20 protein-coding genes and 1 tRNA gene are annotated in these 22,809 nt (G+C 74.2%); 8 read left to right on the forward strand and 13 right to left on the reverse strand.

Annotation, left to right across the window (positions count from 1 at the left end):
• Positions 1-7 precede the first annotated feature (7 nt).
• Positions 8-1,060 carry a tRNA (adenine-N1)-methyltransferase gene (locus B5M43_RS00965; protein ID WP_134744942.1) on the reverse strand — a complete coding sequence of 351 codons (1,053 nt, stop codon included), beginning with the start codon at positions 1,058-1,060 and terminating at the stop codon, positions 8-10.
• Positions 1,057-1,776, reverse strand: a complete 720-nt coding sequence (locus tag B5M43_RS00970) for an HAD family phosphatase (protein ID WP_230667487.1) — start codon at positions 1,774-1,776, stop codon at positions 1,057-1,059. The genes B5M43_RS00965 and B5M43_RS00970 overlap by 4 nt, the downstream gene beginning before the upstream one ends.
• 148 nt (positions 1,777-1,924) lie before the next feature.
• Here B5M43_RS00970 and B5M43_RS00975 point away from each other — a divergent pair, with 148 nt between their 5' ends.
• Positions 1,925-2,824 carry a PAC2 family protein gene (locus tag B5M43_RS00975; protein ID WP_230667489.1) on the forward strand — a complete coding sequence of 300 codons (900 nt, stop codon included), beginning with the start codon at positions 1,925-1,927 and terminating at the stop codon, positions 2,822-2,824.
• A 208-nt stretch (positions 2,825-3,032) separates the two neighbouring features.
• Here B5M43_RS00975 and B5M43_RS00980 read toward each other — a convergent pair whose 3' ends face one another.
• Together B5M43_RS00980 and B5M43_RS00985 are read right to left on the reverse strand one after the other, a co-directional pair.
• Positions 3,033-3,866, reverse strand: coding sequence for an undecaprenyl-diphosphate phosphatase (locus B5M43_RS00980; RefSeq protein ID WP_134744943.1), 834 nt, complete (start codon positions 3,864-3,866; stop codon positions 3,033-3,035).
• Between the two features lie 85 nt (positions 3,867-3,951).
• Positions 3,952-5,292: a M20/M25/M40 family metallo-hydrolase gene (locus tag B5M43_RS00985; protein ID WP_055989320.1), complete on the reverse strand. Its 1,341-nt coding sequence runs from the start codon at positions 5,290-5,292 to the stop codon at positions 3,952-3,954.
• Between the two features lie 125 nt (positions 5,293-5,417).
• Here B5M43_RS00985 and B5M43_RS00990 point away from each other — a divergent pair, with 125 nt between their 5' ends.
• Complete coding sequence (locus tag B5M43_RS00990; RefSeq protein WP_134744944.1) at positions 5,418-8,129, forward strand: AMP-binding protein; 2,712 nt, start codon at positions 5,418-5,420, stop codon at positions 8,127-8,129.
• Here the strand turns inward: B5M43_RS00990 and B5M43_RS00995 are convergent.
• The 7 genes from B5M43_RS00995 to B5M43_RS01025 form a co-directional block, all read right to left on the reverse strand.
• The gene (locus tag B5M43_RS00995) at positions 8,057-9,172 is read right to left on the reverse strand and encodes an ABC transporter ATP-binding protein (RefSeq protein ID WP_134744945.1); all 1,116 of its coding nucleotides are present in this window, start codon (positions 9,170-9,172) and stop codon (positions 8,057-8,059) included. The genes B5M43_RS00990 and B5M43_RS00995 overlap by 73 nt on opposite strands.
• The gene (locus B5M43_RS01000) at positions 9,169-10,659 is read right to left on the reverse strand and encodes an iron ABC transporter permease (protein WP_230667491.1); all 1,491 of its coding nucleotides are present in this window, start codon (positions 10,657-10,659) and stop codon (positions 9,169-9,171) included. Before B5M43_RS01000 ends, B5M43_RS00995 begins: the two co-directional genes overlap by 4 nt.
• A gap of 62 nt (positions 10,660-10,721) precedes the next feature.
• Positions 10,722-11,747, reverse strand: a complete 1,026-nt coding sequence (locus B5M43_RS01005) for an iron ABC transporter substrate-binding protein (RefSeq protein ID WP_134744946.1) — start codon at positions 11,745-11,747, stop codon at positions 10,722-10,724.
• A 161-nt stretch (positions 11,748-11,908) separates the two neighbouring features.
• Positions 11,909-11,993, reverse strand: a tRNA-Leu gene (locus B5M43_RS01010).
• A gap of 112 nt (positions 11,994-12,105) precedes the next feature.
• On the reverse strand, positions 12,106-13,224 hold the full coding sequence (locus B5M43_RS01015) for a VIT1/CCC1 family protein (RefSeq protein WP_134744947.1): 1,119 nt from the start codon (positions 13,222-13,224) through the stop codon (positions 12,106-12,108).
• Between the two features lie 112 nt (positions 13,225-13,336).
• Positions 13,337-13,795, reverse strand: a complete 459-nt coding sequence (locus tag B5M43_RS01020) for an SRPBCC family protein (protein WP_134744948.1) — start codon at positions 13,793-13,795, stop codon at positions 13,337-13,339.
• A gap of 24 nt (positions 13,796-13,819) precedes the next feature.
• Positions 13,820-15,571 carry a DEAD/DEAH box helicase gene (locus B5M43_RS01025; protein WP_134744949.1) on the reverse strand — a complete coding sequence of 584 codons (1,752 nt, stop codon included), beginning with the start codon at positions 15,569-15,571 and terminating at the stop codon, positions 13,820-13,822.
• A gap of 130 nt (positions 15,572-15,701) precedes the next feature.
• Here B5M43_RS01025 and B5M43_RS01030 point away from each other — a divergent pair, with 130 nt between their 5' ends.
• The gene (locus tag B5M43_RS01030; protein WP_134744950.1) at positions 15,702-16,529 is read left to right on the forward strand and encodes an SGNH/GDSL hydrolase family protein; all 828 of its coding nucleotides are present in this window, start codon (positions 15,702-15,704) and stop codon (positions 16,527-16,529) included.
• Between the two features lie 3 nt (positions 16,530-16,532).
• Here B5M43_RS01030 and B5M43_RS01035 read toward each other — a convergent pair whose 3' ends face one another.
• Entirely contained in the window at positions 16,533-17,354 is an 822-nt protein-coding gene (locus B5M43_RS01035; RefSeq protein ID WP_055989338.1) for an RNA methyltransferase, read from the reverse strand.
• A gap of 105 nt (positions 17,355-17,459) precedes the next feature.
• On the opposite strand from B5M43_RS01035, the gene B5M43_RS01040 reads away from it, so the two are divergent.
• The 4 genes from B5M43_RS01040 to B5M43_RS01055 all read left to right on the forward strand — a co-directional run bounded on the left by B5M43_RS01040 (position 17,460) and on the right by B5M43_RS01055 (position 20,590).
• On the forward strand, positions 17,460-18,311 hold the full coding sequence (locus B5M43_RS01040) for a Sir2 family NAD-dependent protein deacetylase (RefSeq protein WP_134744951.1): 852 nt from the start codon (positions 17,460-17,462) through the stop codon (positions 18,309-18,311).
• Positions 18,312-18,382: 71 nt separating this feature from the next.
• Entirely contained in the window at positions 18,383-18,970 is a 588-nt protein-coding gene (locus B5M43_RS01045) for a histidine phosphatase family protein (protein WP_134744952.1), read from the forward strand.
• An 8-nt stretch (positions 18,971-18,978) separates the two neighbouring features.
• A complete protein-coding gene (locus B5M43_RS01050; protein ID WP_134744953.1) occupies positions 18,979-20,004 on the forward strand; it encodes a DNA topoisomerase IB in 1,026 nt (341 codons plus the stop codon).
• 112 nt (positions 20,005-20,116) lie between these two features.
• The gene (locus tag B5M43_RS01055; RefSeq protein WP_055989345.1) at positions 20,117-20,590 is read left to right on the forward strand and encodes an Lrp/AsnC family transcriptional regulator; all 474 of its coding nucleotides are present in this window, start codon (positions 20,117-20,119) and stop codon (positions 20,588-20,590) included.
• A 6-nt stretch (positions 20,591-20,596) separates the two neighbouring features.
• On the opposite strand, the gene B5M43_RS01060 is transcribed toward B5M43_RS01055, so the two are convergent.
• Positions 20,597-21,490 (reverse strand): alpha/beta fold hydrolase, encoded by an 894-nt coding sequence (locus tag B5M43_RS01060; protein WP_055989348.1) that lies wholly within the window; start codon positions 21,488-21,490, stop codon positions 20,597-20,599.
• Positions 21,491-21,747: 257 nt separating this feature from the next.
• Here B5M43_RS01060 and B5M43_RS01065 point away from each other — a divergent pair, with 257 nt between their 5' ends.
• Positions 21,748-22,527 (forward strand): 3'-5' exonuclease, encoded by a 780-nt coding sequence (locus B5M43_RS01065; protein ID WP_134745015.1) that lies wholly within the window; start codon positions 21,748-21,750, stop codon positions 22,525-22,527.
• The last annotated feature ends 282 nt before the right edge of the window (positions 22,528-22,809 follow it).

The raw sequence follows: 22,809 nt of genomic DNA on the forward strand, positions 1-22,809 counted from the left end.
GTTCAGTCTATGCGTCCCGCTCGGGTGCCTCCGACGCCGCGGTGGCGCCCCCGGGCGCGTCCTCCTCGGCCGCCCGGCCCGATGCGAGCCGTGCGCCCTGCGCGGCCTTCTGCGCCTCGCGGATGCGCTTGCGGAGGTTCTTGTCGGTGATCTCGCGGTCGCCGACGGCGCCGGGCGTCCAGATCTCGACGTCCTCGTCCGAGAAGCTCTTCTTCGAGGCGCGGCGCTTGACCTCGGGCGGCACGACGCCCGGGGCCAGGCGACGCGCGGAGATCAGGAACGCCGTGTGCGCGACCATCCGGTGGTCGGGGCGCACCGCGAGGCCCTCGACGTGCCAGCCGCGCACCAGGGTCTCGTTCGCCTCGGGGTCGGTGAAGGCGCCCGTGCCGCGGATGTACTCGGCGACGCGCGAGAGCTGGGTGGCGGTCGCGACGTAGCAGATGACCACGCCGCCGGGCGTGAGCGCGTCCGCGACCGCGTCCATGACCTCCCACGGGGCGAGCATGTCGAGCACGACGCGGTCGACCGATCCCGGCTCGACCGCGGCGGGAAGCGCCTCGGCGAGGTCGCCGATCACGACCTGCCAGCTGTCGGGCGTCTCGCCGAAGAAGGTCTCGACGTTCGCCTGCGCGACCTCCGCGAACTCGGCGCGGCGCTCGAACGAGATCAGCCGTCCCTCGGAGCCGACCGCGCGCAGCAGCGACAGCGACAGGGCTCCCGAGCCGACGCCGGCCTCGACCACGACCGCGCCGGGGAAGATGTCGGCCTGCGCGACGATGGCCGCCGCGTCCTTCGGATAGACGATCGCGGCGCCGCGGGGCATGGACATCACGAAGTCGCGCAGCAGCGGACGCAGCGCCAGGTACTCGTGCCCCGAGCTGTTCTCGAACACCGACCCGTCGGGGTGGCCGACGAGCTGCTCGTGCTTCAGCACGCCGTGGTGCGTGTGGAGCTCGCCGCCCTCGCGCAGCGTGATGGTGTGCATGCGGGCCTTGGGACCCGTCAGCTGCACGCGGTCGCCGTAGCGGAACGGACCACTCGGACGCGCCGCGCCGGTCACGCGAGCTCCCCCGCGGTGCGCACCGCGTACGCCGCATGCAGCGCCGCGAGGTCGCCGGAGGTCCGGCCCGCCAGGGTCGGCCACAGCTCCGCGGCGCCCACGCCGTCGAGCGAGACCATGTTGGGCACGCCGAGCGCCACGGCGCCCGAGGCGATCGCCGCGCGCAGGCCGTTGGGCGAGTCCTCGATCGCGACCGTGTCGGCGATGTCGACGCCCAGAGCCTCGGCCGCCTGCAGGTAGGGGTCCGGGTACGGCTTGGGGCGGTGCGCGTCGTCGCCGGCGACGACCACGTCGAAGGCCGGGAAGTCGATCAGGTCGGCGATCGCGAGCGCCATGTGGCGCATCGACATCGTCACGAGGCCCGTGCGGATGCCCGCGGCGCGCAGGTCGCGCAGCAGCTCGAGCGCGCCCGGGCGGAACGGCACGCCGTTCTCCACGCACGAGGCGATCACCCGCGCGCTGAGCGTCGTGATGATCTCGTCCACGCTGAGGCGCACGCCTGCCTGCTGCAGGATCCGCGCGGAGGCGTCCAGGCTCAGGCCCACCAGCTGCAGGGCGTCCTCGTGCGTCCAGGTGCCGCCGTACTCCTCGACGAGCGGCGCCTCGGCCGCGATCCAGTACGGCTCCGTGTCGACGAGCGTGCCGTCCATGTCCCACAGGACGGCGCGGAGCTCCGGGCTGCCCTCGGCGGGCGCGGCGGCGTGAGGCGAAGTCATCCGCCCAGCCTAGTCCGCGGGCGTCGCGCGGATCCTGTCAGACGGCCGCGCGACGGAACACCGCGGCCCTGGCGCCCGCGGGCCGGGACGCGCCTATCCTGGGACGAAGCTCCGCCGGGCGCCAGGCGCGGCGGAAGGGAGGAGCCGAGTGGACCACGAGGCCGAGACGACCGGCGTTCCCGCCACCCTGGGCCGCCGCATCATCGTCGCAGCGTTCGACGGATGGAACGACGCGGGCGAGGCGGCGACGAGCGCCGTGAACCTGCTGCTCGCGGACCGTCCCTACGAGCGCGTCCTGAGCGTGGATCCCGAGCTCTACTTCGACTACCAGTACACGCGCCCGACCGTCGAGACCGACGGCGAGGGCCGCCGGCGGCTGCGCTGGCCCGAGGCCACCCTGCACCGGCCGCTCCCCCGCCCGGGTGACGCCGACGTCGGCGGGACCGAGTTCTGGGTGCTCACGGGCGTCGAGCCGGCGCGCGCCTGGCAGGCGTTCGCGGCCGAGTTCGTCGACGTCGCGCTCCGCGAGGACGTCACGGGCTTCGTCACGCTCGGCTCGATGATGGCGGATGTGCCCCACACCCGCCCGATCTCGATCTTCGCGGGGAGCGACAACGAGACGCTGCGCTCCTCGCTGGGCCTCGAGCGCAGCACCTACGAGGGGCCGGTCGGCGTGCTGAGCGTGCTCGGCGATGCGGCGGAGCGGGCGGGCATCCCGTCGGTGAGCCTCTGGGCGAGCGTGCCGCACTACGTGGCCGGGCACACCCCCTCGCCCAAGGCCACGCTGGCGCTGCTGGACCGGCTCGAGGAGCTGGCCGCCGCCGACGTGCCGCGCGGCACGCTCGCGGCCGAGGCCGCCACATGGGAGGCGACGATCGACGCGGCCGCCGCGGACGACGACGAGATGCGCGAGTACATCCACCAGCTCGAGCAGGCGCGCGACACGGTCGAATCCCCCGAGGCGTCGGGCGACGCGATCGCGCAGGCCTTCGAGAGCTACCTGCGCCGCAGCGACGGCCGCGACGACCGCGGCCGCAACGGACGCTGAGCCGACCCGCTCCCCTCCGGCCGGGCACGCTCGGCCACGTTTCGACTCCTCGCTGACGCTCGTCGCTCAACGACCACCGGGTTGAACCCGTTTCGTCTCCGCTTCGCTCCGCTCAACGACCGGCAGCAACCCCCGGTCGTTGAGCGGAGGCGAGGAACGAGCCGGAGTCGAAACGTGGCCGGATCACCCCGCCCGGCCGAGCCCCGTGCTAGAACGCCGAGATCGTCCCCGTGGCGAGGAGCACCAGCAGGACGCCGCCGAGCAGGATGCGGTAGATCACGAACGGCAGGAAGCTGCCGCGCTTGAGGTAGGCCATCAGGTAGGCGATCACGAGCCAGCCGACCACGCCCGCGACGACGGTGGCGACCGCGGTCTCCGCCAGGCCGTACGGGCCGCTCGCCGGCTCGGTCAGCGCGTGCAGCAGCTCGTAGAGGCCGCTGCCGAACACCGCCGGCACCGCGAGCAGGAACGCGTACTCCGCGGCGGCGGCGCGATCGTAGCCGAGCAGCCGGCCGGCCGTCACGGTCGCGCCCGAGCGCGAGACGCCCGGGATGAGCGCGAGAGCCTGCGCGACGCCCATCGTGAGCCCGGACGGATAGGTGACGTCGTCGAAGTCGCGCTCGCGCCGGGCATAGCGGTCCGCGATTCCGAGCACGATGCCGAAGACGATCAGCACGGTCGCCACGATCCACAGGTTGCGGTTGAACGTGCGGATCTGGTCCTGCAGCAGGAATCCGGCGATCCCGATCGGGAGGGTCCCGATGATGACGATCCAGCCCATCCGCGCGTCCGGGTCGCTGTGCGGCACGCGGCCGGCGAGGGACTGCGCCCATCGCGAGATGATCCTCGCGATCTTGCGCCAGAAGTACACCAGCACGGCCGCCTCGGTGCCGATCTGGGTGATCGCGGTGAACGTCGCACCCGGGTCGGTCGCCGACGGCAGGAACTCGCCGAGGATCCGGATGTGAGCGCTCGACGAGATCGGCAGGAACTCGGTCAGGCCCTGCACGAGGCCGAGGATGATCGCTTCGATGAGTGGCACGGCTACCGAGCCTAGGCGACGGTCCGCGCGATTCCTGTCAGCCCACAGGGGGATCCGGCTGGACCGTCGGGATGATCCGGCGACGTCAGAGCGAGCGGATCAGGTCGGTCAGCACGCGCTGCCCGAACTCGAGCGCGTCGAGGGGCACGCGCTCGTCCACGCCGTGGAACATGCCCGTGAAGTCCAGGTCGTGCGGCAGCTTCAGCGGAGCGAAGCCGTAGCCGGCGATGCCGAGCGTGGACAGCGCCTTGTTGTCCGTGCCGGCGCCCAGGAGGTACGGCAGCACCGGCACACCGGGGTCGTGGCGGCCGAGCGCGGCGACCATCTGGTCGACGAGGTCGCCCTCGAACGGGATCTCCAGGCCGATGTCGCGCAGGAACATCTCGATGCGGATTTCGTCGCCCACGATCCGCTGGATCTCGGCGAGCACGGCGTCCTCGGTGCCTGGCAGCACCCGCACGTCGACGGTGGCCTCGGCGAGATCGGGGATCACGTTGTGCTTGTATCCCGACGTGAGCCCCGTCGGGTTCGTCACGGTCTGGTACGACGAGCGGATGAACGCCTCGGCCGGCCCCGTGAGGGCCGCGAGCTCGTCGGGGTCGCGACTGTCGGTCTCGGCGAGCGTGCCGATGCCGTCGAGCAGCGCCCGGGTCGTGTCGGTCAGCTCGACCGGCCAGCGCGCGGTCCCGAGCCGCGCGACGGCCTCCGCCAGGCGGGTGACGGCGTTGTCCGGGTGCACGCGGCTGCCGTGACCCGCGCGCCCGCGCGCGACCAGCCGGATCCACATCAGCGCCTTCTCCCCCACCTGGAGGAGATAGGCGCGGCGATCGCCCACGCCGATCGAGTACCCGCCCACCTCGCTGATCGCCTCCGTGGCGCCGGCGAACCACTCCGGCCGGTCGCGCACGACCCGCTGGGAACCCTCCACGCCGCCGTTCTCCTCGTCCGAGAAGAACGCGAGCACGATGTCGCGGTCGGGCTGCTCGCCCGCGCGCAGCAGCTCCGCCACGGACGTGAGGATCATGGCGTCCATGTTCTTCATGTCCACGGCGCCGCGGCCCCACAGCATGCCGTCGCGGATCACGCCCTCGAACGGGTCGACCGACCAGTCCTCGGCGACGGCGGGCACCACGTCCAGGTGACCGTGCAGCACCAGGGCGGGCCGCGTCCGGTCGCGCCCGGGGATCCGCGCGCTCACGTTCGTGCGGCGCGGCACCGGCTCGTAGTACTCGGCGCGCAGGCCGAGCGACTCGAGGTACGCGCCCACGAACTCGGCCGCCTCGCGCTCGCCCTTCGCGCGTCCGGCACCCCAGTTGGTGGTGTCGATCCGGATCAGGTCGCGCGCGATCCGCACGACCTCGGACGGCTCGGCCCCCGCCGGGGCGGCCCCCGTCGCCGCGGTCCCGGTGCGCTCGGTGTCGGCCATGCTCCCACCGTATCCCGCCGCCCGGGGCCCGCGGGGCCCGCGCGGGCGGGGCGCGCCCGGTGAGTTAGGATGTCCTAACCTCGCTGCCCCTGCCGAGGCGCCCGCTCCCGAAGGTCTCCGCGCCCATGCCCTCCACCGACGTCCGCCCCGGCCTGTCCCTGCTCTCGGGTCATCCCGACGCCCCCGCGCTCATCGCCGACGGCCGCGCGGTCACGTACGGCGAGCTCGACGGGCTGGTCCGCGCCCGCGTCCGCGCGCTGGGACCCACGCGCCGGCTCGTGATGATCGCCGCCCGCAATGCGGTCGAGCCGATCGTGACCTACCTCGCGGCGCTCGAGGGCGGCCACCCGGTGCTCATGGTGTCGGGCGGCCAGGACGAGACGAGCCTGCGGCACCGGGCCGCGCTCGTGGAGCGCTTCGATCCGGACGTGATCGCCACGGACGGCGTCGACGGCTGGCGGCTCGAGGAGGTCCGCGCGGGCACGCGGCACGAGCTGCATCGGGAGCTCGCGATGCTCGCCAGCACCTCGGGGTCCACCGGGTCTCCCAAGCTTGTGCGCCTGTCGGCGGAGAACCTGGCGAGCAACGCGGCCGCGATCGCGGAGTACCTCCGTCTCGAGCCCCGCGACCGCGCGGCGACCACGCTGCCGCTGCAGTACTGCTACGGGCTGTCGGTGGTCAACAGCCACCTCCTCGCCGGAGGGAGCCTGCTGCTCACGGAGCGCTCGGTGTCGGACCCCGGGTTCTGGGACGACGCGGCCGCCCACGGGATCACCTCGTTCGCGGGTGTGCCGTACACGTTCGAGCTGCTCGAGGCCGGCGGGTTCGCCGACCGGGACCTGCCGCACCTGCGCTATCTGACGCAGGCGGGCGGGCGGCTCGACCCGGCGGCCGTGCGGCGCTTCGCCGCGCTGGGCGCCCGCAAGGGCTTCGAGCTGTTCGTGATGTACGGGCAGACCGAGGCCACGGCCCGCATGGCCTATCTGCCGCCCGAGCTGGCGGAGACGTGCGCGGGCGCGATCGGCCGTCCCATCCCCGGCGGGGCGTTCCGCCTCGACCCGCTCGACGGCGGCGATCCCGTCGCCGAGGGCGACAGCGGCGAGCTGGTGTACCAGGGCCCCAACGTCATGCTCGGCTACGCCGAGACCCCCGCCGACTTCGCGCTGGGGCGGACGGTCCACGAGCTGCGGACGGGCGACCTCGCGCGCCGGCGGCCCGACGGGCTCTACGAGATCACGGGTCGGCTGAACCGGTTCGTCAAGATCTTCGGTCTGCGCATCGACCTCGACCGGCTCGAGCGCCTGCTCGCCGAGGAGGGCATCACGGCACGCGCCGCCGGTGCGGACCAGCGCCTCCTGGTCTTCGCGACGTCCGACCGGGCGGCCGCACGCGCGCGCGATCGCGCCGCGGCCCTGACCGGCGTCCCGGCCCACGCGATCGCCGCGCACGTCGTGGCGGAGTTCCCGCGCACCGCCAACGGCAAGCCCGACAACGCCGCGCTGGTGCGCATCGCCGAGGAGCAGGATCGCGCCGCCCGCGCCGTCGCGGCGGTCGCGGGCGGCGACGGCGCCGTGACGCCGCAGTCCGTGCGCGACCTCCTGGCGCTCCTGCTGGACCGGCCCGACGCCGGCATCGACGACTCGTTCGCGGGCCTCGGCGGCGACTCGCTCAGTTACGTCGAGGTCAGCCTCCGGCTCGAGGCGATGCTGGGCGCCCTGCCGCGCGACTGGCCCACCCGCTCGGCCCGAGGGCTCGCCGAGCTCGCGGCCCCCCGCGCCGCGCAGGACGAGACAGCCCGGCCCGCGGCACGCGCGCGGCGGTCGCGTCTCGCGCACGTCGAGACCCCGGCCGTCCTGCGCGCGCTCGCGATCGTGCTCATCGTCGGCACGCACGCCGATCTCTTCTCCCTCAAGGGCGGCGCGCACCTGCTGCTCGCGGTCGCCGGGTACAACATCGCCCGCTTCGCGCTGACGGACGCGCCGGGCGTGACGCGCGTGCGACGCCTGATCCGCGGCATGAGTCAGCTCGCCGTCCCGGCCGTGCTGTGGATCGGCGCGGTCGCCCTGATGACGGGCTTCTACCTGCCCACCACGGCGCTGCTCGTGAACAACCTGGTGCCGGGCGACGGGCGCTGGAACGAGCAGTGGCAGTTCTGGTTCCTCGAGGCGATGCTGTGGGGCATGGCCGGCCTGGCGCTGCTGCTCGGCGTGCGCGCGATCGACCGGCTGGAGCGGCGGATGCCGTTCGCGTTCCCGCTCGCCCTCCTCGGCGCGGCCCTCGCGGCGCGACTCGCGCTCACGGGCCTGCACGCCGAGCACGTCGAGCGGTACGCGGCCGCGTCGGTCGCGTGGCTCATCGTGCTCGGATGGCTGGTCGCGCGCGCCGACACCACGTCGCGACGGGTGCTCGTGTCGGCGCTGACCGCGGTCACGGTGTTCGGCTTCTTCGGCGATCCGGCGCGCGAGGCCATCGTGGCGGGCGGCATCCTGCTCCTCGTGTGGCTCCCGGCGATCCCGCTCCCGCAGGCGCTGTCGCCCGCGGTCGGCACGCTCGCGGGCTCGTCCCTGTTCGTCTACCTCACCCACTGGCAGGTCTACCCGCCGTTCGAGCAGAGCGCGCCCTGGCTGGGCACGCTGCTGTCCTTCGCGGTCGGGATCGTCGCGTGGCAGGCGTACACGCGCGCGAGCTCGGCGGGGGCCGCGGCGCTGCGCCGGGTCCGCATGCTGCGCCGCACCGGCCGGCGCGTCGCCGCGCCGACGGCCGCTCAGACCGCCGTCGTCGAGCCGGCCGCGGCTTGCACCGAGGCCGCGGCCGAGAGCGCGCCCTCGCCCGCGTAGAGGACCACGCCGCCCTCGACGGCGACCGCGACCCGGCTGCGGGGCGCGTACGCGCACACGGGGCCGGTGATCACGTCGTGCAGCGGCACCCGGTGCGTGAGCTCCTCGCCGTCCGACAGCCGCAGCGTGAGCTCCGCGGCGGCGCCGAGCGAGCGGACGGCCGTGACGGTCGCGTTGGCGGTCGCCGCGTCCGCCGGCCGCACGCTCAGCTGATCCGGGCGGAGCATCGCCCGCACCGCCCGCGCTCCCCCGCTCCGGTCGTGGCGCACGGCGACGCGGCCCAGCGCGCAGTCCACGGTGCCGGGGCCGGCGACCTCCGCCGGCAGGAGCACGGCGTCGCCCAGGAACAGCGCGACGCCCGCGTCCCGCGGCGCGTCGAACACCGCGGCGGGCTCTCCGGCCTGCACCAGCTCGCCGTCCGACAGCACGCCCACCTGCTGCCCGAACGTGAGCGCCTCCTCCTGGTCGTGCGTGACCAGCACCGCCGTCACGCCGCTGCGCTCCAGCACGTCGACGACCGCCTCGCGCGTGTGCGCGCGAAGTCCCGTGTCGAGCGCGCTGAACGGCTCGTCGAGCAGGATGACGTCGGGACGCTGCGCGAGCGCCCGGGCCAGGGCGACGCGCTGCTGCTGCCCGCCCGACAGCTGGTGCGGCATCCGCTCGGCGAAGTCGGGCGCGAGCGAGACGAGCGCCAGGAGCTCGCGCACCCTGGCCACGCGGTCGGCGCCGCGCGGCAGCCCGAACGCGATGTTGCGCGCGACCGAGAGATGCGGGAACAGCGCCCCGTCCTGCGCCACGTAGCCGATCCGGCGCCGGTGCGCGGGCACGACGCGACCGCGTCCGGCCAGGACGCGGTCGCCGAGGGCGATCTCGCCCGCGTCGGGCTCCTCGAAGCCGGCCACGAGACGGAGCAGGGTGCTCTTGCCGCTGCCCGAGGCGCCCACGAGGGCGAGACGGGTGCCGTCCGGCACCGCGAGCGACACGTCGCGCAGCACCGTCGTGGTGCCGAAGGTCTTCGAGACGCGGTCGAGGCGCAGGGTCATCGCAGCTTCCGTCCGGTGGCGTGGGCGAACATGAGCGCCACGGCGGGCGCCGAGAGGAGCACGAGCATCACGGCGTACGGGGCGGCGGCCGGGTAGTCAAGAGAGGATGCCGCCGACCAGAAGCTCGTCGCGACCGTGCGCGTGCCGGTCGGCGCCAGCAGCAGGGTCGCGGTGAGCTCGTTGGCGGCGCCCAGCGCGACCAGGGCGCCTCCCGCTGCGAGCGAGGGCAGCAGCAGCGGCAGCGTCACCCGCAGCCGCGCCGCGGCGGGCCGCACGCCGAGGGCGCGGGCCGCCTCCTCGAGCGATTCGGGCACCTGGGCCAGGCCGGCCCGCAGGGGGACGAGCGCGCGTGGCAGGAAGATCAGCGCATAGGCCGCCATGACCGTGAACGCCGTCTGGTACAGCCCCGGCGCGACCGCCAGCGTCACCGTGACGAGCGCCAGGGCCACGATGATCGCCGGCAGGCTGCTCGCGATGGACGCGGCGCCCTCGAGGACGCGCGAGAGGCGCCCGGGGTGGCGCACCGACATCCAGGCGAAGGGAAGCGCGATCGCGAGAGCGACCGCCGCCCCGCCGAGCGACAGGCCGAGGGTCTGGATCGTGGCGCCGATCACCGGTCCGAGCGCGCCGAGATCGGAGCGGGCGAGCCAGCGCACGACGCTGGCCAGGGGCACCGCGATCGCGGCCGCCGTCAGCGCGATCACCGCGAGCAGGGCGACCGGCGTCATCCGCCCGAGCGGCAGCCGTCGCGCGGGGTGGGACGCCCCGGATCCGACGCGCGCGTAGCGCCGGCGTCCGCGCGCGACCGACTCGGCCGTGAGGACGACCAGGCACAGCACGGCCAGCGCGATCCCCAGCGCCGCGGCGTTCGGGCCGGCGAACGTGGCCTGGTACGCCACCACGATGACCGTCGTGAAGGTGTCGAAGCGCAGGAACGCGAACGCGCCGTACTCGGCCAGCAGGTGCAGCGCGACGACGAGCGCGCCACCGAGCACCGCGAGGCGCAGCTGCGGCAGCACGACGCGCGCGAACACCGCCCAGGATCCGAGCCCCAGCGCGCGGGCGGACTCCTCCAGCGCCGGGTCCAGGCCGCGCAGCGCCGCGAGCACCGGCAGGTACACGAGCGGGAAGTACGCCAGCACGGCCACGAGCACGCCGCCCCACAGGCCGCTGATCGAGGGGATCGCGCTGGCCCAGCCGTAGCTCGCGACGAACGCGGGGATCGCCAGTGGCGCCGCGAGCGCCACGGCGACCAGCCGCCGCAGCGGCAGATCCGTGCGCTCGACCAGCCACGCGCCGCCGACGCCGAGCACCGCGGTCGCGGGCACGCCGATCCCGACGAGCAGCACCGTGTTGACGAGGAGGTCGCCGACCTTGGGGCGGAACAGCAGCGCGGCCAGCTGCTCGCCGCCCATCGCGAACGCGGCCTGCACGACGTACCCGATCGGGACGAGGGCACCGGCCGCCAGCACGATCGAGACGGCCACGAGAGCCGCCGAGGGCCGTCGTGTCCGCGCCCCGGCCGACCGCGGCGCCGCGACGCTCGTGGTCAGAGGAGCCCGGCTTCCGTCATGAGCTCGATGACCTTCGGGCCGTTGAGCGTGGACGGGTCGATCACGGGCGCCTCGAGCGTCTCGAGCGCAGGCAGCCCGTCGCGGGTCGGCGCGCCGGGGACGACGGGGTACTCGAAGCTGTAGCCCTCGCCCAGGATGCGCTGGCCCTCCTCGCCCGTGATGAAGGCGAGGAACTGCTGGGCCTCGTCGGCGTGCGGCGCGTTGGCGAGCACGCCGCCGCCGGACACGCTCACGAACGCGCCCGGATCCTGGTTCCGGAAGTAGTGCAGCTCGGTGTTCCCGCTGTCCTCGGCCGCCTTGTTCTGGTCGCGGAACCAGTAGTAGTGGTAGATCACGCCGAGGGGGATCTCGCCCGCGTTGACGGCCTTCATGGTGACGATGTTGTTGCGGTACTCGGTGACGTTCTCCGCCATCCCCTCGAGCCACGCGCGCGCGCCGTCCTCGCCCTGCGTCTCGAGCACGGCCGAGATGATCGCCTGGAAGTCGGCCTTGGCAGGCGCCGCGCCCCAGCGACCCTGCCACTCCGGCTCGGCGAGGTCCAGCAGCGACGCGGGCAGCTCGTCCTCGGAGATCAGGTCGGGGTTGTACACCGCGACGGTGGAGCGGGCGGCGATGCCCGTCCAGAGACCGGATGCCGGCCGGTAGGCCTCGGGCACGGCGGCGAGGATCTCCTGGTCCAGCGGCGCGAACAGTCCCGCCTCCTCGACGAGCGACATGGCGGGCGAGTTCTCGGTGAGGAACACGTCGGCGCCCGACGCCTCGCCCTCCTGCGCCAGCTGGTTGGCGAGCTCCGAGTCGTCGCCGTTGCGCAGGACGACCTGGATGCCGGTCTCCTCGGTGAACGCGTCGGCCCATTCCTGCGTCAGCTCCTCGTGCTGCGCGTTGTAGACGACGAGCGCCTCGGGATCCACCGCGCCGGCGTCCTGCGCGGCGCAGCCGGGGAGGACGAGGGCGGTGATCGACGCGGGGACGACGAGCGCGCGAAGGAGGCGTGACGACATGGCGGGCCTTCCGGTCCAGGGGTTCGGGGTGAGGTAAGCCTAACAAGTCAGCCGCGCATCCGTTTTCACCCGCCCACCCGCCAGAAACCGGACAGCGCCGTCCGGCTTCGTGCGCATGCGGAAACGACGAAGGGCCCCTCTCGGGACCCTTCGTCGTTCTGTGCGCGAGGGGGGACTTGAACCCCCACGCCCTATACGGGCACTAGCACCTCAAGCTAGCGCGTCTACCTATTCCGCCACCCGCGCAACTGGGTGACCGGCCTTCCGGCCGGTACCGATCGCTTTCGCGACCGAAGAGAAACATTACCACGCCCGGACCACCCGGGCGAATCGGCGCACCCTCGGGCGCGTCCGCGGGTCACGCCACGGACACCCCGAACAGCAGTCCGAGCGCATACGTGACGGCCGCGGCGCCGTAGCCGATCGCGAGCTGCCGGAGTGCCCGCTTCAGCGGCGGGGCTCCCGACAGCAGCCCGACCGTCGAGCCCGTGCCCAGCAGCGCCAGCCCGACCAGAACGAGCGAGACGATCACGGCGGTCGCGTCCGTGAGGCCGAACAGCCACGGCAGCACCGGGATGATCGCCCCGCTCGCGAAGAACAGGAAGCTGGACGCGGCCGCGTGCCAGGCGCCGCCCACGATCTCGTGCGCGTCGTGGCCCGCCGCGCGGACCGGCACGCGGCCGGCGTGCGCCTCGGCGATGGCCTTGCGGGCGCGGGCGACGGCCTCCTCGTGCGACATGCCGCGCGCGCGGTAGACGAGCGCCAGCTCGTTGGAGTCGATGTCGAGGTCGGGCAGGGCGGCGTCGCCGAACGTGCCCGGGTCCGTCGCGTCGAGCAGCTCGCGCTGCGATCGCACCGACACGAACTCCCCGGCGCCCATCGACAGGGCGCCGGCGAGCAGGCCGGCGATGCCGCTGAAGAGCACCACCTGCGGTGCCACTCCCGTGGCGCCGATGCCCAGCACGAGCGCAAGGTTGGACACGAGCCCGTCGTTGGCGCCGAACACCGCGGCGCGGAACGTGCCCGACAGCCGCCGCCGTCCGCGCGCGGCGAGGCCGCGGACGACCTCGTGGTGGATCTTCTCGTCGGCCGCCATCGCGGTGGTCGCGAACCGCTCGCCGTCGTACGGGGAGCGTGCCTCGGCGGCCTGGGCCAGCGCGAGCACGAAGATGTGCCCGAAGCGGCCGGCCATCCACCCGAGCAGTCGAGTGCGCAGGCCCGCGCGCGGCATCCGCGCAGGCTCCCCGCCCAGGAGCCGCAGCCAGTGCCGCTCGTGACGCCCCTCGGCCGCGGCCAGCTCCTCGAGGATCGCGCGCTCCTCCCCCGTCTTGGAGCGCGCGAGCCGCCGGTACACGGCGGCCTCCGCGCGCTCGTCGGCGAGGTAGCGCGCCCAGCGCCGGCGGTCGGCCGGGGTCGCCGCGGCGACCGCGCCGGTGTCGGGGCCGGACGGCGAGGGAGACGGGGCGGGCGCGCGCAACGGACCTCCGATGAGGGATGTGAAGGGGGTTCCCCTCCACGCTAGCCAGCGACGCGCCGCGGTCCCGCCCCGGGAGCGCGATTGACAGGTTTTCGGATCCCCGAAGTGCGGCCTACCGACCGACCGCCACGGCGCGACGGAGCCCGCGCTCCCCCGCCCGCATGACCATGCCGTGCGCGAGCGCGAACACGGGGCGCAGCACGGACCCCGTCACCCGCATCCACCGCCGCCGCACGGCCACGTCCCACGCGAACCGGATCTCGGATCCGCCGCCGCGCGGGCCCACCTCGACCGAGCCGCGCCCGTCCAGGTCGCCGCCACTGGCCGCCTCCAGGCGGCGAGCCGGCACGATGTCGGTGATCCGCAGCGAGAAGCGCAGCCGATAGCCGAACGGCGCGCGCACGACGACGCCGATCACGCCCCCGGGGGCGGGCGCTCCGGGCGACTCCACGCGGAAGCCTGGCCACCACCCGTCCGACTCACCCGCGATCGCCCGCTCGAGCTCGCGCCACACGCGCTGCGGCGCGGCGTCGACCCGCCACGTCGTGCGGAACGAGTACCGGGCGGCCATGCCCCGAGCGTATGCCGCGGGAATTCAGCTGCGCACGCGCTTGCGCAGCACGTCGATGCGCGCCTGCAGCTGCGCCACGGTCGCCTTGGCGACCTCGGGACCGCCGCAGCGGCGGCGCAGCTCGGCGTGGATCACGCCGTGGGGCTCGCCCGTCTGGCGCGCGTACACGCCGACCAGGCTGTTGAGCAGCTGCCGCTGCTCGCGCAGCGTGCGGTGCAGCGGCGCCGGCAGCGTGGACACGGCCTCGCCGCCGGTCTCGGTCTCGCGGGCCTCGCGCGCCTGGCGGTGCCGCGACTGCCGGGCGACGCGCTGCATCAGCAGCTCGTGCACGTGCTCGGGCTCGAGCAGGCCCGGCAGCCCGATGAACTCCTGCTCCTCGTCCGTGCCGGGCACGGCCAGCTGGCCGAACTCCTGGCCGTCGAACACCACGCGGTCGAAGTGGGCGACCGACCCCAGCGCCTCGAAGGACCCCTCCTCCGTGAGCGCGTCGGACGCCTTCTCCTCGCGCTCGGCGGCCTCCAGCAGGTCGTCGTCGAGGCCGTCCTCGTCCTTCTCGCCGCGGTCGAGCACGTGGTCGCGCTGGCGCTCCATCTCGTTCGCGAGCGACATCAGCACCGGCACGTGGGGCAGGAACACGCTCGCGGCCTCGCCGCGGCGCCGTGCGCGCACGAAGCGCCCGATGGCCTGCGCGAAGAACAGCGGCGTCGACGACGACGTGGCGTACACGCCCACGGCGAGCCGCGGCACGTCCACTCCCTCCGACACCATGCGCACGGCGACCATCCACCGGTCGGTGCCCTCGGAGAACCGCTCGATGCGCTGCGACGCCTCGGCGTCGTCCGACAGCACGACCGTGGCGCGCTGCCCCGTGATCGAGTGCAGCAGCTTGGCGTACGCGCGCGCCGCGGTCTGGTCGGTGGCGAGCACCAGGCCGCCGGCATCCGGCACGTGGTGACGGATCTCGGTCAGCCGCTGGTCCGCGGACTTCAGCACGGCCGTCATCCACTCGCCCTGCGGATCCAGCGCGGTGCGCCAGGCCTGCGACGTGACGTCCTTCAGGTTGTCCTGCCCGAGGTGCGCCTCGAGCTCGTCGCCGGCGCGCGTGCGCCACTTCATGTGGCCGGAGTACACGTGGAACAGGACGGGGCGCACGACGCCGTCGGCGAGCGCGCGCCCGTAGCCGTAGGCGTAGTCGGTGACCGAGGTGCGCAGGCCCTGCTCGTCGGGCGCGTACTCGACGAACGGGATGGGCGCGTCGTCGCTGCGGAACGGCGTGCCGCTCAGCAGCAGGCGCCGCTTCGCGGGCCCGTACGCCTCGCGCAGCGCGTCGCCCCAGCTGAGCGCCTCGCCGCCGTGGTGCACCTCGTCGAGGATCACGAGCGTGCGTCCGCCCTCGGTGAGCGCCCGGTGCACGGACGCCTTGACGGCCACCTGCGCGTACGTGACGACCACGCCGTGGTACTGGCGCGAGAACGTGGTGTGGCTGTTGCGGAACGCGGGGTCGAGCCGGATGTGCGCGCGCGCCGCCGCGTCGGCCCACTGGGTCTTCAGGTGCTCCGTCGGGGCCACCACGATGACGCGATCGACCTCCCGGGTGCGCAGCAGCTCGCCCGCGAGCGTGAGGGCGAAGGTCGTCTTTCCGGCGCCCGGCGTGGCCGCCACGAGGAAGTCCCGCTTGTCCGCGGCGAAGTACGCCTCGAGCGCCTCCTGCTGCCAGGCGCGCAGCTTGCCGGCGGTACCCCACGGAGCTCTCTGCGGATAGGACGGTGACAGCATGGGAGACCCACCCTAACGGGCGGCGCGGACACCCGATCCAGCGCTTCCCCAGCGACCCGCGCACTCCGCCCCGATGTCCCACTGGATGACGTAGTCTCGTCAGGCCCCGAGACCGAGTGTGGAGGATCCGATGTCGAGCGAGCCCGAGGTGCGCACGCCCTTCGTCCCGAACGAGGGACCCCATCCGTGGCGCCGGTTCGTCGCCCTGGGCGACTCGTTCACGGAGGGCATCGGCGACCCCGAGCCGGACTCCCCCGGCGGCCACCGCGGCTGGGCCGACCGCGTCGCCGAGGCGCTGTCGCGACAGGTGGACGACTTCGCGTACGCGAACCTCGCCGTCCGCGGCCGCCTCATCCGGCAGATCGTGGACGAGCAGGTGGAGCCCGCGCTGGCCCTCAAGCCCGACCTCGTCACGTTCTGCGCGGGCGGGAACGACGTCATCCGGCCCGGCGGGGACCCCGACGCGATCGCCGCCGTGTTCGAGGACGCGGTCGCGCGGCTGGGAAGCGAGGGCGCGACGGTCGTGGTGTTCACAGGCATCGACACGGACTTCACCCCCGTGTTCCGCCCGTTCCGCGGCCGCGTGGCGATCTACAACGAGAACGTGCGCGCGATCGCCGACCGCCACGACTGCATCGTGGCCGACCAGTGGGCGCTCAAGGAGATCCAGGACCGCCGGTTCTTCGACGACGACCGCCTGCACATGAACGCGCTCGGCCACCACGAGGTCGCGCGCATGGTGCTGCGCGCCCTCAACGTGCCGAACGACCTGCAGCCCATGAAGCCGGACCCCCTGCCCCCGACGACATGGCGCGAGGCGCGCGTGAACGATCTGGTCTGGGCCCGCACGCACCTCGTGCCGTGGGTGCTGCGCCGGCTGCGGCACCAGTCGTCGGGCGACCACATCACCGCCAAGCGCCCCGAGCCGCTGCCCTTCGAGCTGCGGACCGAGGACTGACGCTCAGGCGCGCTGCCCACGCGACACGGCCCACAGCGCGACCGCGGCCGCCGACGCCACGTTGAGCGAGTCGACGCCGCCCGCCATGGGGATGGTCACGACCGAGTCGGCCGCGGCGAGCGCCCTGCGCGACAGCCCGTCGCCCTCGGCGCCCATCAGGAGCGCCACGCGCTCGGGCGGCGCGGCCGCGAAGTCGTCCAGCGACACCGCGTCCTCCGACAGGGCGAGCGCCGCGATGTGGAAGCCCGCGGCGTGCAGCTGCGCCCGTGCGCCCGCGTCGCCGTCCCACTCGGGCAGCCGCGTCCACGGCACCTGGAACACGGTCCCCATGCTGACGCGGACGCTGCGGCGGTAGAGCGGATCCGCGCACCGCGGCGTCACGAGCACCGCGTCGGCCCCGAGCCCCGCCGCGGCGCGGAACGCCGCGCCCACGTTGGTGTGATCCACGATGTCCTCCAGGATCACCGCGAGCCGCGCGCCGGCCAGGACCTCCGCGACGGGAGCCGGCTCGGGCCGGTGCATGGCCGCCAGGACGCCGCGGTGCACGGCGTAGCCGGTGACCCCCTCGGCGACGTCCGCGGGGACGACGTACACGGGCACGTCGTGCCCCTCCAGCAGCGGCTCCAGCTCCCCCAGCCAGCGCTCCTGCGTCAGCACGGACCGCGGCCGGTGCCCCGCCGCCAGGGCGCGCGCCAGCACCTTCGACGACTCCGCCATGTACAGGCCGCCCTCGGGCTCGAGCACGCGCCGCAGCGCGACGTCGGTCAGGTCGCGGTAGTCCGCCAGCCGCGGGTCGGCAGGGTCGGCGACGGGGATGATCCTCATCCCCCCAGCATCCCGCACACGACCGCCGGCCCGTCGCCGTGCGCGGGCGGCGACGGGCGCCGGGCGGCGGTCCGGCCGGTCATTCGCACGCCCTAGACTCGCTCCGTGCCCCTCGTCCCCGACCTCGACGACGCCGCGCGCGCGGGCGTCGGCCGCGCGATCGACGCCCTGGCCGGCCGCCGCGTCGCGGTGCTGACGGGTGCGGGCGTGTCGACGGACTCGGGCATCCCGGACTACCGCGGCAAGGGCGCCCCGCGGCGCACGCCCATGACCGCGCAGACCTTCCTGAGCGACGAGGCGGCGCGGCGGCGCTACTGGGTCGGCTCGCACCTCGGGTGGCGCGCCTTCTCCGCGGCCGAGCCGAATGCCGGCCACGAGGCGCTCGCGGCGCTCGAGCGCGACGGGATCGTCACGGGCGTGGTCACGCAGAACGTCGACGGCCTCCATCTGCGCGCCGGAAGCCACCGCGTGGTCGAGCTGCACGGCACGATGCGCCGGGTGTTCTGCACCCACTGCGGGCAGGTGTTCGACCGGCGGGACATCGCCGAGCGCCTCGAGCGCGACAACCCGTGGATCACCGTCCCCGACAGCGTCCGGCTCGGCCCCGACGGCGATGTCCTGCCGGAGTCCGCGGAGGGCTTCGCGATCCCGGCGTGCAGCGTCTGCGACGGCGTGCTGAAGCCGGACGTGGTCTTCTTCGGCGAGTTCATCCCGGCCGGCAAGTTCCGCGAGGCCGAGCAGCTGCTGCTCGCCAGCGAGGCCTTGCTGATCGCCGGATCGTCGCTCGTGGTGAACTCCGGCATCCGGCTGGTCGAGCGCGCGCGCCGCCGCAGGCTGCCCGTCGTGATCGTGAACCGCGGCGAGACGCGGGCCGACAACCGCGCGACCGTCAAGATCGACGCGGGGACGAGCGCCGTGCTGGCGGAGCTGGCGCGCGCCCTGCCCGCCGCGCGCTGAGCCCCGCACGCGCCTGCCGCTGAGCGGGCGTCCTCGGCATCCGCCAGGGAAGGCGTCCTAAGCTCGTCCGTGTGACCCTCCTCGCGCTCGTCCGACATGGCCAGACCGACTGGAACGCCGAGCGGCGGATCCAGGGACGCACGGACATCCCCCTCAACGACACGGGCCGCGCGCAGGACCTGCTCGCCGCCGAGGCCCTGCGCGACGGCGGATGGCAGCGCATCGCGTCGAGCACCCTGGGACGCGCGACCGAGACCGCCGAGATCATCGCCTCCGCGCTGGGCCTCGAGCCGCCCGCGACCCACCCGGGCCTCATGGAGCGCGACTACGGCGTCGCCGAGGGCACGCTGGTGGCCGACTTCCACGCACGCTACGACGGCGGCGTCCCCGTCCCGGGCGCCGAAACGCACGAGGAGCTGACCGAGCGCGCGCTCGCGGCGCTCGCCGAGGTGGTGGCGCAGGAGCCGGACGCCCCGACGATCGTGGTCGCGCACGGCGGCGTCATCCGCGGGCTGCTGGGGCACGCGTCGAACGGCGCGCTCCCGCGGCCCGGCGAGCGGATCGACAACGCGTCGGTCACGCTGTTCCGGATGACCGACGACGGGCTGGTGCTGGCCGCCGACGAGCGGGAGAGCGTCGGCGCCGAGCGCGGCGCCTAGGCGGGCCCGTGGTCCGCCTGCGGCGCACGTCGCCCGACCAGCCCGGATGGACTCGCCGCGGCGCAGGGCGCGGCTTCGTGTACCTCGACGAGCACGGCGAGCGCCTGCCGGCGGAGGAGATCGAGCGCGTCCGGAGCCTTGCGATCCCGCCCGCGTGGCGCGACGTGTGGATCACGCCGTTCCCGAACGGCCACCTGCAGGCGGTCGGGACGGATGCCGCCGGCCGGCGGCAGTACCTGTACCACCCGCAGTGGCGCACGCGCCGGGACGCGGCCAAGTTCGACCGCGTGCTCGACTTCGGCCGCGCGCTCGCGAAGGCCCGCCCCCGCGTGCACGACGACCTGGCGCGCGACGGCATGCCGCCCGAGCGCGCGTGCGCGCTCGCGGTGCGGCTGCTCGACCTCGGGTGCTTCCGGATCGGCAACGACGTGTACGCCGACGCCAACGGCAGCTTCGGGCTCACCACGCTGCGCCGCGACCATGTGACGCGCCGCGGGGACACGCTCGTGTTCGCCTTCATGGGCAAGTCCGGCGTGGACCACCGCATCGAGATCGCCGACGAGCCCGTCACCCGCGCGGTCGAGACGCTGCGCCGGCGCCGCGACGACAGCGAGACGCTCCTGGCGTGCCGCAACGGCGCCTGGCGGTCGCTCACCTCGGCCATGGTCAACGAGTACGTGCGCGACATCACGGGCATGGACGCCACGGCCAAGGACTTCCGCACGTGGCACGCGACGGTGCTCGCGGCCGCCGAGATCGCGTCCGGCGCGGATGAGCTCGAGCGCTCGGGCCGCGGCGGCGTCACGCGCCGGCGCCGCGTCGTGTCGGACGCCATGCGGGAGGTCGCCGCGTTCCTCGGAAACACGCCCACGCTGGCGCGCACCTCGTACGTGGACCCGCGCGTCGTCTCGGCGTTCGATGAGGGCCGCACGATCGCCGCCGCCGTGCGGCGCTCGCACCCGTCCGACGAGGCCAGGCAGGAGGCGCTCGAGCGGGCCACGCGCCAGCTGATCCGGGAAACCGACGGCAGCTGATCGGACCGACCCGGCGCGCCTGGAACGTGCAAAACAGCACGCGCAATCGATCCGATAACGACTGAGCAGGATGCGCAGGAATCGCGGCAGAATACTGCTACTGTCTCGCACTATGGCCTCCCTCGATCACGTCGACCTCGAGCTGCTCGCCGCCCTCAGCGAGGACCCCCGCGCCACCGTGGTGGCGCTCGCGGAGCGACTGCGGCTGTCCCGCAACACGGTGCAGGCGCGGATGTCGCGCCTCGACAAGGCCGGCGTGTTCCGCTCCTTCGAACGCTCCATCTCGACGGCCGCCCTCGGCTTCCCGCTCGAGGCGTTCCTCGCCATCGGCGTGCGCCAGGTGGAGCTGCCGCGCATCACGAGCGAGCTCGCCTCGGTCCCCGAGGTGGTGCAGGTGCACGGGCTCTCGGGTCAGACAGACCTGCTCGCGCTGGTCGCGTGCCGGGACGCCCGCCACCTGTTCGATGTGGACGCTCGCATCCTCGGCATCGAGGGCGTCGAGCGCACGGAGACGTCGCTGGTGATGAGCGAGGCGGTGCCCTACCGGGTGAGCGGCCTCATGCAGCTCGCGCGCCGCGAGCCGTAGGCCCGCTCAGGCGAGGAAGTCGCGGATCGCGGCGGCGGCCTCGCCGGGCTTCTCGTAGTGGATGAGGTGTCCGACGCCCTGGATCTCGACGAGCCGGGCGTCCGGGAAGCGGGTGGCGAGCACGCGCTCGGCCTCGATGGGCGTGATGTCGTCGCGGTCGGCCGCGATCAGGAGCGTCGGCGCCGCGATGCGCGCGGCGTACTCGCTGACGTCGTGGGAGACGCTCGTCACGAACGCGTCGCGCAGCACGTCCCGATCCGCGAAGAGCGAGAAGTACCGGTCGTGCTGGTCGTGGATGAACGCCCGCAGCGCGCGGTCGCGCGTCTTCGCCATCGCGATCGACATGACGCGCACGATCAGGCGGTTGCGCAGCAGCCAGGTGCCGATCGGGCGGGGCAGCCGGGAGCCGGCCCAGTAATACAGGATCGCCAGGCGGGTCAGGATGCCGCGCGGCCCCTCCAGCGCCGGCGCGCCGATCGGGTTGATCAGCACCAGGCGAGGCGTCGCGAGGCCGCGCGCGACGGCCGCGGCGGCGACGATCGAGCCGAACGAGTGCCCCAGGACGATCGCGCCGGGCGCCACCGCGGCGGCGAACGCGCCGAGCCAGTCCGCGTACGCCTCGAGGTCGTGGCGGCGGCCCGGGATCGGCGGCGTCTCGCCGAAGCCGGGCAGGTCCGGCATCACGACCCGGACGCCCTCGCGGATCGCGTCCTCGAGGGCGGCCACCACGGGCTCCAGGCCGTGGTGCTCGCCCCGGAAGCCGTGCACCGCCAGGATCGTCGTCGCGGCGTCGTCCGGGCCGTACACCCAGTAGGCGGTGCGGCCGCCGAGCACGTCGGCCTCGCGACGGACGACCGGGATCGCGGCGAGCTGGGTGGCGTAGGGCGAGGCGACGGGCACGGATCGAGTCTACGGACGCCGGCCTGCGCGCTTCCCGGGGTGCCTCCGCGGGAATGTCCGCGCCGCGTCCTACGGTGTGGCGTATGACGAGGTCGTGGCCGGATCCGCCCCCGCTGTTCGAGCTGGACTGGCTCGACCACCCCGGAGAGACCCCCACCTGGACCCCGCGCGGCGAGGCCGCCGCCGAGCAGGCCCCGGCGCCCCAGACGGCGAGCACGGCGACGGTCACCGAGACGACCGTCGCGGAGACCACCGTGATGGAGGCGACGGCCGCCGACGGCGCGGTCGCGGTGGTGCGCGAGACCTCCGTCGTCAGCGAGACCGTCGTGGTCGAGCCGGCTCCGCGGCGCTGGACCCGGCGGATCGGCGTGTTCGACCTCGAGACGACCGGCATCGACGTGACCGAGGACCGGATCGTGACCGCCTACGTCGGCCTGCTCGACGAGCGCGGCGCGGTCATCCACGACGAGCACTGGCTGGCGGACCCGGGCATCGAGATCCCGGAGGGTGCGACGGCCGTGCACGGCATCACGACCGAGCAGGCCCGCGCCGAGGGCCGGCCCGCGGCCGAGGTGGTCGCCGAGGTCACGCACGCGCTGCGCACGCTGCTGTCGGCGGGCATCCCCGTGGTGGCGTACAACGCCGCCTACGACTTCTCGCTGCTCAAGTTCGAGGGCGAGCGGCACGGCATCGCCACGATCGACTCCCCCGCGCCGGTGATCGATCCGCTCGTGATCGACAAGACGTGCGACCGCTACCGCAAGGGCAAGCGCACGCTCGACGTCGTCGCCGCCCACTACTCCGTGCCGCTGGAGTCCGCGCACGAGGCCTCGGCCGACGCGATCGCCGCCGGCCGCGTGGCCCTCGCCATCGCCGAGCGCTTCGCCGACACGCTGCCCGAGGACGTGCAGGAGCTCCACACCCGCCAGATCGGCTGGGCGCGCGAGCAGGCCGAGAGCCTCACCGAGTACTTCATCCGCATCGGGCGCCTGGAGCCCACCGAGGTCCTCGACGGCAGCTGGCCCGTCCGCTCGTAGCCTGCCGCCGGTGCTGTCGCCCCGGTTCCGAAAACCGGACCGATGAGGCGGGTGGGGCGGATGAGACCCCACCGGCGCCACAGGCACCGCCCATCCGGTGTTCGGAGCGCCGCACCCCGGCCGCTCACAGGCCCGATGTGACGCACGTCGCCCGGTGGGGCTCCTGAGCCTGCCTGCCGGCGGCCGAGCCTGTCTCCGGCGCCCCGTTTCCGAAAACCGGACCGATGCGACGGATGCGGCGGATGAGACCCCACCCGCACCGCAGGCACCGCCCGTCCGGTC

This window comes from Microbacterium sp. MEC084 (assembly GCF_004514465.2).
Lineage (GTDB): Bacteria > Actinomycetota > Actinomycetes > Actinomycetales > Microbacteriaceae > Microbacterium.

Coding starts and splice junctions, on each gene's coding strand:
- B5M43_RS01055 (WP_055989345.1), top strand. CDS start 20,117: ATGGCCTCCCTCGATCACGTCGACCTCGAGCTGCTCGCCGCCCTCAGC.
- B5M43_RS00970 (WP_230667487.1), bottom strand. CDS start 1,776: ATGACTTCGCCTCACGCCGCCGCGCCCGCCGAGGGCAGCCCGGAGCTC.
- B5M43_RS01020 (WP_134744948.1), bottom strand. CDS start 13,795: ATGGCCGCCCGGTACTCGTTCCGCACGACGTGGCGGGTCGACGCCGCG.
- B5M43_RS00985 (WP_055989320.1), bottom strand. CDS start 5,292: ATGGCCGACACCGAGCGCACCGGGACCGCGGCGACGGGGGCCGCCCCG.
- B5M43_RS01005 (WP_134744946.1), bottom strand. CDS start 11,747: ATGTCGTCACGCCTCCTTCGCGCGCTCGTCGTCCCCGCGTCGATCACC.
- B5M43_RS01065 (WP_134745015.1), top strand. CDS start 21,748: ATGGAGGCGACGGCCGCCGACGGCGCGGTCGCGGTGGTGCGCGAGACC.
- B5M43_RS00990 (WP_134744944.1), top strand. CDS start 5,418: ATGCCCTCCACCGACGTCCGCCCCGGCCTGTCCCTGCTCTCGGGTCAT.
- B5M43_RS01030 (WP_134744950.1), top strand. CDS start 15,702: ATGTCGAGCGAGCCCGAGGTGCGCACGCCCTTCGTCCCGAACGAGGGA.
- B5M43_RS01025 (WP_134744949.1), bottom strand. CDS start 15,571: ATGCTGTCACCGTCCTATCCGCAGAGAGCTCCGTGGGGTACCGCCGGC.
- B5M43_RS00995 (WP_134744945.1), bottom strand. CDS start 9,172: ATGACCCTGCGCCTCGACCGCGTCTCGAAGACCTTCGGCACCACGACG.
- B5M43_RS01035 (WP_055989338.1), bottom strand. CDS start 17,354: ATGAGGATCATCCCCGTCGCCGACCCTGCCGACCCGCGGCTGGCGGAC.